This is a genomic window from Saliniramus sp. (genome assembly GCF_035311605.1).
Lineage (GTDB): Bacteria > Pseudomonadota > Alphaproteobacteria > Rhizobiales > Beijerinckiaceae > Saliniramus.
Genome location: NZ_DATGCW010000187.1, coordinates 1 through 10,222, shown reverse-complemented (window position 1 = coordinate 10,222; position 10,222 = coordinate 1). Strand labels below are relative to the sequence as shown.

Genomic DNA, 10,222 nt, shown 5'->3' with positions numbered 1-10,222 from the left:
CCCGCAAGCTGATCCCGCCGCTGCACGGCGCGCTCCTCAAGAACGAGCAGGATGTGGCGCTGTTCGAAAAACTCGCCTTCATGAGCCGGCGGGGGTAGCAGCGCCTCACAGGGGCGCGGCCTTTTGCCCCACACGCGGCCCTGTGCCCTCTTGTCTCCACCCGCTATCCGGGGTCAGATGCGGGCAACAACATGCCCGTAAAGAACGAGGATGCGCGACGATGGATTTCGCACTGTCGGACGAAGAAATCATGATCCGCGATGCGGCGCGGCGCATCGCTGCGGAGCGACTTGCGCCTGCTGCGGAGCAGCTCGATCGCGGAGAGGGGCGCGAGGCACTCGTGGCCAATCTCGGACTTCTGGCCGAGAACGGCTTCGCCGCGCTCAACGTCAAGGCGGAATACGGGGGAAGCGAAGCCGGCACGGTCGCTTTCGCGCTCGCCATCGAGGAACTCGGCCATGCCTGCGCTTCCACGGCGGTCTCGACCTCGGTGACCAACATGGTGGGGGAGGTGATCCAGGCGGTGGGCTCGCCCGCGCAGAAGAGCGCCTATCTGCCGCGCCTCGCCGACGGCACTTACAAGGCCGGCTCCTTCTGCCTGACCGAGAGCGGCGCCGGTTCCGATCCCGCGCGGATGAAGACGCGCGCGCGCCGCCAGGGCAATGGCTGGCGCCTCGACGGGGAGAAGCTCTATATCTCCTCCGCCGAATATGCCGGGCTCTTCGTCGTCTGGGCGGTGACGGATCCGGAGGCACGCGCCGGCAAGGGGATCTCCTGCTTCCTCGTTGAGGCGGGCACGCCCGGCCTCGTCATCGGCAAGGCGGAAAAGAAGATGGGCCAGCACGGCTCGCCCACCAATGTGGTGCATCTCGATGATTGCCGCATTCCGGCGGAAAATATCATGGGCGCGGAGAATGACGGGTTTCGCGTAGCGGTGGCTGAACTTGCCGGCGGGCGTATCGGCGTCGCGGCGCTCTCGCTCGGCATCGCCCGCGCCGCCATGGATGCGGCCAAGGCCTATGTCAAGGAGCGCAAGCAGTTCGGCCAGGCCATTGCCGAGATGCAGGGCCCGCAATGGATGATCGCCGATCGTGAGGTCGATCTCGAAGCCTCGCGGCTGCTCATCCTCAACGCGGCGGCGCGCAAGGATCGCGGTGAGCCCTTTGCCAAGGAAGCCTCGATGGCCAAGCTCTTCGCCTCGGAGGCCGCGCATCGCTGCACCGATACCGCGATCCAGCTCTTCGGCGGGGCCGGCTATTGCGCCGATTATCCGGTGGAGCGCTATGCCCGCGACGCGCGCATCACCCGGATCTACGAGGGCACCTCCGAGATCCAGCGCCTGATCATCGCCCGTGAGACACTGAAGGCGGTGGCGTGAGGGATCGCCTGCCACGCACCGCGCAGCGAGAGGCCGCGCTACCGGCATGCGCATTCAAGGCATGACCGCGCGGCCCGTTATCTTCTGTTTTTCCGGCCAGGGCGCGCAATACCGCCATATGGCGCGCGACCTGTTGACGGAGGACGACATCTTCCGCTCCTGGATGGAAGAGGGCGATGCGCTGGTGCGGGAGCGCTTCGGTTTCTCGGTTCTGGCCGAGATCCATGATCCCGATCATCCCCCCGGCGCGCCGTTCGAGCGGCTGGAGGCGACGCATCCGGCCCTGTTCATGGTGCAATACGCCGCGGCGAAGGCGATGATGGCGCGCGGGCTTCATCCCGATCTCCTGCTCGGTGTCTCGCTCGGCGAATTCGTCGCCATGGCTTTGTCCGGCGTGATTGGCTTCGAGGAAGCGCTCATCCGCATCGCCCGGCAGCCCGCGCTCCTGCATGAGCGCTGCGCGCGGGGCGGGCTGATCTCGGTTCTCGCGGGGGATGCGCTCTGGCGCGAGGACGCCTGTCTCGCGTCGCATAGCCACCTGGCCGGACGCGGTTCGGCGCAGAATTGCGTGCTGGCGGCGGCACGCGCGCATATCGACCCCGTCTGTACGCATCTCGCGGCGCGGGGCGTGACTGCGACCGTGCTGCCGGTACCTTACGGATTTCATTCGCCGCTGATCGATCCGGCGGCGTCCGCCTGCCGGGCGATGTTTGCCGAGATTACCCCGCGCAGGGGCACCATCCCCTGCCTGTCGGCCTGTTTTGGTGGCATTCTCGACCCGGAGGCGCCGGATCTGCTCTGGCGCATCGTGCGTGACCGGATGGATGTGATGCGTGTCTGCGGTGCCGCTGCGCTCGGCGGCGGGGCGAATTACGTCGATCTCTCGCCATCGGGCGCGCTCGCCGCGCTGATCCGCCAGAACACCCCTCCGGGCCCGGCGCGCCGCATCGCCATCACCCTCTCGCCGATGGGTGGCAATGCGGGGCGATTCGATGCCGTGGCGCGACGATTCGGGCGATCGGGCTGAGCGGGTGCCTCATGCCATTCCCAGCGCCTGCATGTAGAGTTCCAGCACTGCTTCCTGCTCCTGGCGCTCGGAATGGTCCTGCTTGCGCAGGCGCACGATCTGGCGCACCGCCTTGGTGTCGAAGCCACGACCCTTGAGCTCGGCATAGACATCCTTGATGTCACTGGCGATGCCGGCCTTTTCCTCTTCGAGACGCTCGATGCGCTCGACGAACTGACGCAACTCGTCGGCAGCAACGCCGGAATCCGCAATATCTGCAGCCATGAAAACCATCCTCACCAAACGAGACGCCGCGCAGGAACGGCGCGGCGTCGAACAAGGTCGAGGCAGGGATTAGGCAATCCGGGCGCCCGTGTCCAGAGGGGCGGGGGTGCCGCATGTGGATGGAGGCGCGGACCGGCGCCTGCGCGCGCCAGGATGGCTGCGCAGGCCAGATGCCTGCGCTCAATGCGTCGGCTTGCCGGCTTCGAAAGCGGCCTGCTGGTCGGCGCTGGCGGGCGCCTGATGCTGCGCCTTCCAGTCCGCGTAAGGCATGCCGTAGACATATTCGCGGCTGTCGTCCTTGCTGATGCCGAGATCGCGCTCGTCGGCGGCATCCTTGAGCCAGTTCGACAGGCAATTGCGGCAGAAGCCGGTAAGATTCATCATGTCGATATTCTGTACGTCGGTGCGGTTGCGCAGATGGGAAACCAGCCTGCGAAAGGCTGCGGCTTCGAGCGCGACGCGGGTTTCTTCATCGAGATTCTTCATCACTCACTCCTGATCAGGAACGGCGCAACGCCTGATATTGCCATCGGCGTTCCCTCCTCCTGCAACGATGGTCCCGCATCCATGCGCATGCAAGAGCCGGCTGCGGCGAATCGGATGCGGCGCGTCGATGGATGTTGTGGGGCTAGGATCGCAATGATTGCCTGATACATTAATTAATTATTTAAAATTGTACGAAGAGGACAGGGGACGGGTTGCATCAGGACTTTCCCCAGGCGATGCCATCGGCTAAACGTAGCGTGCCTTCCAATTTCGTACAGTCAAAAAATCGTGGGTGAATCATGGCGGACAACACGGCGGAGACGGCATCGACCGGTATTCTCGCGGGCAAGCGCGGCCTCATCATGGGTGTGGCCAATAACCGGTCGATCGCCTGGGGGATTGCCCGTGCGGCCCGCCAGCAGGGGGCGGAACTCGCCTTCACCTACCAGGGCGACGCCCTGAAGAAGCGCGTCGGCCCGCTCGCCGAGCAACTCGACGCCATTCTCGTCGGCCATTGCGACGTCACGGACGGTGCGAGCATCGATGCGGTCTTCGCCGAGGTCGAACGGGTCTGGGGCAAGCTCGACTTCATCGTCCATTGCATCGCCTTCTCGGACAAGGACGAGTTGACCGGTCGTTACATCGAGACGAGCGAGGAGAATTTCAACAGGTCGCTCAATATCTCCTGCTATTCCTTCACCGCCGTGGCCCAGCGGGCCGAAAAGCTGATGCGTGACGGCGGCTCGATGCTGACGCTGACCTATTACGGTGCGGAAAAGTGGATGCCGCATTATAATGTCATGGGTGTCGCAAAGGCGGCTCTGGAGGCCTCGGTGCGCTATCTCGCCGCCGATCTCGGCCCCGACAACATTCGTGTCAACGCGATTTCCGCCGGCCCGATCAAGACGCTCGCGGCCTCGGGCATCGGCGATTTCCGCTACATCCTCAAATGGAACGAGTACAACGCACCCCTGCGTCGGACCGTCACGATAGAGGAAGTTGGAGAGACGGCGGCTTTCCTGCTCTCCGATCTCTCGCGCGGCGTCACCGGCGAAGTGCTCCATGTCGACGCCGGCTATCATGTCGTGGGCATGAAGAATCCCGAGGCCCCCGACATGTCCCTCGACAAGGATTGAGGCGCGCCGCAACCCGGTCTTTCCCTTCCGCAAACGAGTGTCGGATGTCAGCGACGATCTTCTTCATCCGCCACGGCGAGACGGATTGGAATGCCGAGGGCCGCCTGCAGGGCCAGCACGACATTCCGCTGAATGCGCGTGGCGTCGGGCAGGCCGAGACAGCAGGACGCATTCTGGCAAAGCTGGTGCCGCAGCCCGGGCATCTGCCCTGGCTGGTCAGCCCGCTGACGCGAACCCGCAAGACCGCCGAGCATGCGCGCGGCGCGCTGCGTCTCGATCCGCTGGGTTACGAGACCGATGCGCGCCTGATGGAGATCCGTTTCGGTGACTGGGAGGGCCTCACCTGGCCGGAAGCCACCGCCCGCGATCCGCAGGGAGCCGCCGCGCGCGAAGCCGATAAATGGGGTTTTCGCCCGCCCGCGGGCGAGAGCTACGATGATCTCGTCGCGCGGATCGCCCCCTGCTTCGACGGGCTTGAAGGAGACAGCGTCGTCGTCGCCCATGGCGGCGTCGCCCGCGCCTTTCTCGCGCATCGCTGCGGCGTCGCGTCCGAGCGCGCCCCGCATCTCGACATCTGGCAGGGGCGCGTCCTCGTGATCCGCGAGCGGCAATATCGCTGGGTGTGACCGGATGCCGCCGGCGCCTCAGCGCGGCAATGTGCCCTCAAGCACATAGGTCAGGATCTGCACGACCTGCTCGGGATGCTCGACCACGGCGAGCGCCGCCGCGTCGACTTCCTTGAGTGCATGCCCGTGTTCGGGTGGATGCATCACCACGATGGCCTTGCCGAGCGCCGAGGCATAGCCGGCATCGAAGGCGGCGTTCCATTGCCGGTAACGCTCGCCGAAGCGCACGACGACCAGATCGGCGCGTGCGATATCGCGGCGGGTGCGGATGGCATTGAGCTTCGCGCCCTTGTGATCGGCCCAGAAATCCTCTTCCTCCGGGCCCATGATCGCGACGCCGCAATCATCGGAGGCCGCGTGATCGGTGACGGGGGCGCTGAAGGCGACATCGAGATCGCGGGCACCGGTGATGATCTCGTTGCGCCAGTCCGAATGGATTTCACCGGAGAGATAGACCTGCAGGGTCATGGTCGATTCCTTGTTTTGTTGCCTGAACGGATCTTGCACCATGATCGCCCGCCCTGCGCCGCGTTGCAAATCCGCCTGCGGGCCGGCCTTGCAAATCCGCGTCACCCTGCTAGGCAGAAAGACACGTGGATCCGTCGTGCTGATCATTTGATCCGCATATGTGATGCCGCGCCGCGCATTGCGCATGTCCACCCGGGGCATCACCCCGATTGCGGGAGAGGGCGTTCAAGGTCGAGTTGATGAAACGCAGATCCCTTCCACCGCAAGTCCGCTCGCGCGGGGTGACCGCCGTTCTGGGGCCGACCAATACGGGCAAGACCCATCTCGCCATAGAGCGCATGCTGGCCCATTCCTCCGGGATGATCGGCCTGCCGCTGCGTTTGCTGGCGCGCGAAGTCTACCAGCGCGTGGTCGATCGCGTCGGGCCCGATGCGGTGGCGCTCATCACCGGCGAGGAGAAGATCAAACCGCGCAAGCCGCGCTACTGGGTCTGCACGGCGGAGGCGATGCCGCGGGATCTCGATCTCGCCTTTGTCGCCATCGACGAGGTGCAGCTCGCCGCCGATCTCGATCGCGGCCATGTCTTCACCGATCACCTGCTCAACCAGCGCGGGCGCGAGGAGACGCTGCTGATCGGGGCCGGCACGATGAAGCCGCTGATCGAGCAGCTGATTCCCGGTGTGCACGTCACCTCCCGCCCGCGCCTGTCGCAACTCGTCTTCACCGGCGAGCGCAAGGTCTCGCGCCTGCCCGCGCGCTCGGCCATCGTCGCCTTCTCGGCGGAGGAGGTCTATGCCATTGCCGAGCTGATCCGGCGCCAGCGTGGCGGCGCGGCGGTGGTGCTCGGCGCGCTCTCGCCCCGCACGCGCAACGCCCAGGTGGCGCTGTATCAGTCGGGCGAGGTGGATTACCTGGTCGCCACCGATGCGATCGGCATGGGGCTCAATCTCGATGTCGATCATGTCGCTTTCGCCGCATCGCGCAAATTCGACGGCTTTCGCTTCCGCGCTCTGCAGCCGGCGGAAATCGGCCAGATCGCGGGGCGCGCCGGGCGGCATCTGAACGATGGCAGTTTCGGCACCACCGGGCGCTGCGACCCGTTCGAGCCGGAAATCGCCCAGGCCGTCGAGTCGCATGCCTTCGAGCCGTTGCGCGTGCTGCAATGGCGCAATCCCGATCTCGACTTCCGTACCCTCGAGCGTCTTCAGGCCTCGCTTGCCGACGTGCCGCGCGAGAACGGGCTGACCCGCGCGCCCATCGGCGAGGACATCGCCGCACTCGATATCGTGGTCCGCGACCGGGAGTTGCGTGACCTCGCCACCAGCCGCGATGCCGTCGAGCGGCTCTGGGAAGTTTGCCAGGTGCCCGATTATCGAAAAGTGTCGCCTGCGAGCCACGCCGACCTGGTGGCGGCGCTTTACCGTTTCGTGATGTCTGACGGGGGCATTCCCGATGACTGGTTTTCCAAGCAAATCAAGCAGTTGGACAAGGTCGAGGGGGATATCGACACCCTCTCCTACCGCATCGCGCAGGTGCGGACATGGACCTTCGTCGCAAACCGTGATGACTGGTTGCGTGATCCGGAGCATTGGCAGAGCGTCACCCGTAAGGTAGAGGACAGGCTGTCCGACGCTCTGCACGACCGGCTGGCGAGCCGTTTCGTCGATCGTCGGACGAGCGTTTTGATGCGGCGCTTGAGAGAGAACGCGATGTTGGATGCGCAGATTTCGGCCACCGGCGATGTCATCGTCGAAGGCCAGCACGTGGGACAACTCCACGGATTTTCCTTCGTGCCGGATCCGGGTGCGGACAGTGCCGAGGCCAAGACGCTGCGCCATGCTGCGCAAAAGGCGCTCGCAGGCGAAATCGAGCAGCGGGCGGAGCGTTTCGCCTCGGCTGCCGATACGCTGTTCGTGCTGTCGAATGACGGCACTATCCGCTGGAGCGGCGATCCCGTCGGCAAGCTGGAAGCGTCGGAGAAGATCTTCGAGCCGGAGATCCGCATCATTGCCGACGAGCATCTCACCGGCCCGGCTCGCGAGAAGGTAGAGACCCGGCTGAAAGCCTGGCTCAAGGCCTATATCGTGCGCACGCTCGGCCCCGTGATCGAGCTCGAGGATGCCCAGGATCTGACCGGCATCGCGCGCGGCATCGCCTTCCAGATTTCCGAAGCGCTCGGCGTGCTTGAGCGCGCGAAAGTGCTCCAGGAAGTGCGCGGGCTGGAGCAGGAAGGTCGCGCGGCCTTGCGCCAGAAGGGCGTGCGCTTCGGCGCCTATCATCTCTACATGCCCCTGATGCTCAAGCCGGCACCGCGTACGCTGGCGGCCCAGCTCTGGGCCCTCAGGCATGGTGGGCTCGACCAGAAGGGCATCGACGAGATCGCCCATCTGGCGGGTTCCGGGCGCACCTCGATCCCGGTGGATCCGGACGTCGCCCACGGGCTCTACCGGGCTGCCGGTTTCCGGGTCTGTGGCGGGCGCGCGGTGCGTGTCGATATTCTGGAGCGCCTGGCCGATCTGATCCGCCCGGCCATCGCCTACCGCCCCGGCGAGACGATCGGTGAGCCGCCGGCGGGCGCTGCCGACGGCGACGGCTTCGTGGCGACGGTGGCCATGACTTCGCTGGTCGGCTGTGCGGGCGAGGATTTTGGTTCGATCCTGAAATCGCTCGGCTATACCTCCCAGACCCGTACCGGCCCGGCCATTACCAGCGAGATCCTGCTGCCCGTGGCGACGACGCCGATCTCGGCCAAACCCGCCGGCAATGGCGAGCCAGCCGAGGCTGAGACGCCGGCAGGGGAGGCTGTGACGGGACAAGCCGAAGCCGGTGAGGCCAGGCCGGACACGGTGGAGACGGGTAATCCCGCAGCCGATGCGGCGTCCGACGCCGTCTCCGCAGCGGCGACCGATGCGTCATCTCGAGAGAGCGCGTCCCAAGAGCCTGCGCCCCAAGAGCCTGCGCCTGAGGCAGCCAATCCTGTGGACGTTGCGCCGCAGGCGGCTGCATCTGCGCAGGCCTCGCCTGCGACTGCCGACGTGATGGCAGAGGCGCCGGCTGATTCGGTATCGGCGCAGCTGCCGGCGGATACCGCGCAGGCCTCCGAGAGGAACGAAGTCGCGCGGCCGCAGGACGGCGCTTCGGCTGCGGCGGAGGCCGAAGAGGCGCAAGCGACAGAGCCGGAAACCATCGAGATCTGGCGTCAGAACCGGCAGCCGCGTGGTGGGCAGCGTGATGCGCGCCGGCGTGGCGGTCAGAACCGGCGGGGGCCCTCAGGTGCGGGGCAGGCATCGAGCGGGCAGGATGGTGCCGAGGCGGGTGCAGCCAGCGGGCAGGCCACGCGGCGGGGCGAACAGCGCGCCCGCGAGCTCGGCAAGTTCGGCGAAGGCAATTTCCGGCGCGGCGGAAAGGGGCCCGATCACGGCGGCGGCAAGCCTCACGACAAGGGCCATGGCGAAGCTGGCTTCAAGGGGCGCGGCAAGGGGCCCGATCAGGGCAGGGGCAAACCCGCAGGCAAGGGCAAAGGCAAGCCGGCGACGTATTCCTCCGGTCCCGATAACCGCAAATCGCGTCAGGCCGATCCCGATTCGCCCTTCGCCAAGCTCGCTGCCCTGAAGGCGCAGCTGGAAGACAAATCCTGAGGCGCAGGCCATGCGGGAAGATCGCCAGCGCCTCGACAAATGGCTCTGGTACGCCCGATTCGCCAGCACGCGCACGGCCTGCGCGAAGCTCGTGGAAGGCGGGCGCGTGCGCCTCAACGGCAAGCGTATCAGGCAGCCTTCCAAGGGGATCGCGGAGGGCGATGTGCTCACGGTGGCAGCGGAGCATGGCACCGTCGTGGCGCGCGTGACGGCGCTCGGTGAGCGGCGCGGCAATGCCGATGCGGCACGGGCACTCTATGAGGCGATCGACTCTTGATGGGGTGCGCGGGGGGAACTAGTTGTGCATTACGGGCGGACGCGATAAAGCGATGTCCGTGCCCAATCCCGCCTCCTGCGGGCATCCACCATGGGACAAGCGAAAGCCGGACGGAACTGTGTCATGACCTATATTGTTACCGAGAATTGTATCAAATGCAAATATATGGATTGCATCGAGGTCTGCCCGGTCGATTGCTTCTATGAGGGTGAGAACATGCTCGTCATTCATCCCGACGAGTGCATCGATTGCGGTGTCTGCGAGCCCGAATGCCCGGCGGAGGCGATCAAGCCGGATACGGAGCCGGGGCTGGAGCAATGGCTGCAGATCAATACCGATCTGTCCAAGACCTGGCCCAACATCACGCAGAAGAAGCCGGAACCGCCGGATGCGAAAGAATATGATGGTATGGAGGGTAAATACGAAAAATTCTTCTCGGCCAATCCCGGCGACGGTGATTGATGACAGTTTGACGTCAGCCGTTTTGATTTTTCATGGGTTTTGTGCTAGGGTTTTGTTACCGTCGAGAGTGAGCGACGGGCACCACACTTATTGTGAGCCCAGCCTATCATGATCATCTTCCTGACCGCCATCGGATCGGACCTTGAACGCTTTGATTGCCGATGGCGCCGGGGGCTTTTCTCGACATCTTGACGCGCATTTAGGGGGTGTGGACTGCGGATCGCGATCCGTGGGCGGCTTCGGTGCGCTTGCTCCACACTTGATCTTCCGGACTGCCGGACCCCTGCCGGCGGCTTCATTTTCGTCGACGCGACCCTGATAACGTCGCGCGGCATCCATGCAGGAGGCCTTCATCGCATGACGACCGCCAAGAAGAACGCCAAGCAACTCGGTTTCAAGGCAGGTGAAGCAGTCGTGTATCCGGCGCACGGCGTCGGTCGCATCACGGCGATCGAGGAGC

At 65.2% G+C, this 10,222-nt stretch carries 11 protein-coding genes and 1 pseudogene; 9 read left to right on the top strand and 3 right to left on the bottom strand.

Going from position 1 to position 10,222, the window contains the following annotated elements; translation table 11 throughout:
• From VKP01_RS08615 to VKP01_RS08605, 3 genes and pseudogenes are all read left to right on the top strand, one after another.
• Positions 1-98: pseudogene (locus VKP01_RS08615) on the top strand (ATP-binding protein); the annotation flags it as partial.
• Positions 99-220: 122 nt separating this feature from the next.
• Positions 221-1,378 carry an acyl-CoA dehydrogenase family protein gene (locus VKP01_RS08610; RefSeq protein WP_324411739.1) on the top strand — a complete coding sequence of 386 codons (1,158 nt, stop codon included), beginning with the start codon at positions 221-223 and terminating at the stop codon, positions 1,376-1,378.
• A gap of 61 nt (positions 1,379-1,439) precedes the next feature.
• Positions 1,440-2,405: an acyltransferase domain-containing protein gene (locus tag VKP01_RS08605; RefSeq protein ID WP_324411738.1), complete on the top strand. Its 966-nt coding sequence runs from the start codon at positions 1,440-1,442 to the stop codon at positions 2,403-2,405.
• 9 nt (positions 2,406-2,414) lie between these two features.
• Here VKP01_RS08605 and VKP01_RS08600 read toward each other — a convergent pair whose 3' ends face one another.
• Positions 2,415-2,669, bottom strand: a complete 255-nt coding sequence (locus VKP01_RS08600; RefSeq protein ID WP_074446276.1) for a DUF2312 domain-containing protein — start codon at positions 2,667-2,669, stop codon at positions 2,415-2,417.
• Between the two features lie 180 nt (positions 2,670-2,849).
• A complete protein-coding gene (locus tag VKP01_RS08595) occupies positions 2,850-3,155 on the bottom strand; it encodes a DUF1244 domain-containing protein (RefSeq protein ID WP_324411737.1) in 306 nt (101 codons plus the stop codon).
• 299 nt (positions 3,156-3,454) lie between these two features.
• On the opposite strand from VKP01_RS08595, the gene fabI reads away from it, so the two are divergent.
• The gene (gene fabI, locus VKP01_RS08590; RefSeq protein WP_324411736.1) at positions 3,455-4,291 is read left to right on the top strand and encodes an enoyl-ACP reductase FabI; all 837 of its coding nucleotides are present in this window, start codon (positions 3,455-3,457) and stop codon (positions 4,289-4,291) included.
• Positions 4,292-4,335: 44 nt separating this feature from the next.
• Entirely contained in the window at positions 4,336-4,917 is a 582-nt protein-coding gene (locus VKP01_RS08585; RefSeq protein WP_324411735.1) for a histidine phosphatase family protein, read from the top strand.
• Positions 4,918-4,935: 18 nt separating this feature from the next.
• On the opposite strand, the gene VKP01_RS08580 is transcribed toward VKP01_RS08585, so the two are convergent.
• Positions 4,936-5,385 carry a YtoQ family protein gene (locus VKP01_RS08580; protein ID WP_324411734.1) on the bottom strand — a complete coding sequence of 150 codons (450 nt, stop codon included), beginning with the start codon at positions 5,383-5,385 and terminating at the stop codon, positions 4,936-4,938.
• 239 nt (positions 5,386-5,624) lie between these two features.
• On the opposite strand from VKP01_RS08580, the gene VKP01_RS08575 reads away from it, so the two are divergent.
• The 4 genes from VKP01_RS08575 to VKP01_RS08560 all read left to right on the top strand — a co-directional run.
• Positions 5,625-9,023: a helicase-related protein gene (locus tag VKP01_RS08575; RefSeq protein WP_324411733.1), complete on the top strand. Its 3,399-nt coding sequence runs from the start codon at positions 5,625-5,627 to the stop codon at positions 9,021-9,023.
• 10 nt (positions 9,024-9,033) lie between these two features.
• Entirely contained in the window at positions 9,034-9,300 is a 267-nt protein-coding gene (locus VKP01_RS08570) for an RNA-binding S4 domain-containing protein (protein ID WP_324411732.1), read from the top strand.
• 123 nt (positions 9,301-9,423) lie between these two features.
• Positions 9,424-9,762: a ferredoxin FdxA gene (gene fdxA / locus VKP01_RS08565; protein WP_324411731.1), complete on the top strand. Its 339-nt coding sequence runs from the start codon at positions 9,424-9,426 to the stop codon at positions 9,760-9,762.
• 357 nt (positions 9,763-10,119) lie between these two features.
• A partial coding sequence (locus VKP01_RS08560) for a CarD family transcriptional regulator (RefSeq protein ID WP_324411740.1) occupies positions 10,120-10,222 on the top strand: 103 nt, incomplete at its 3' end.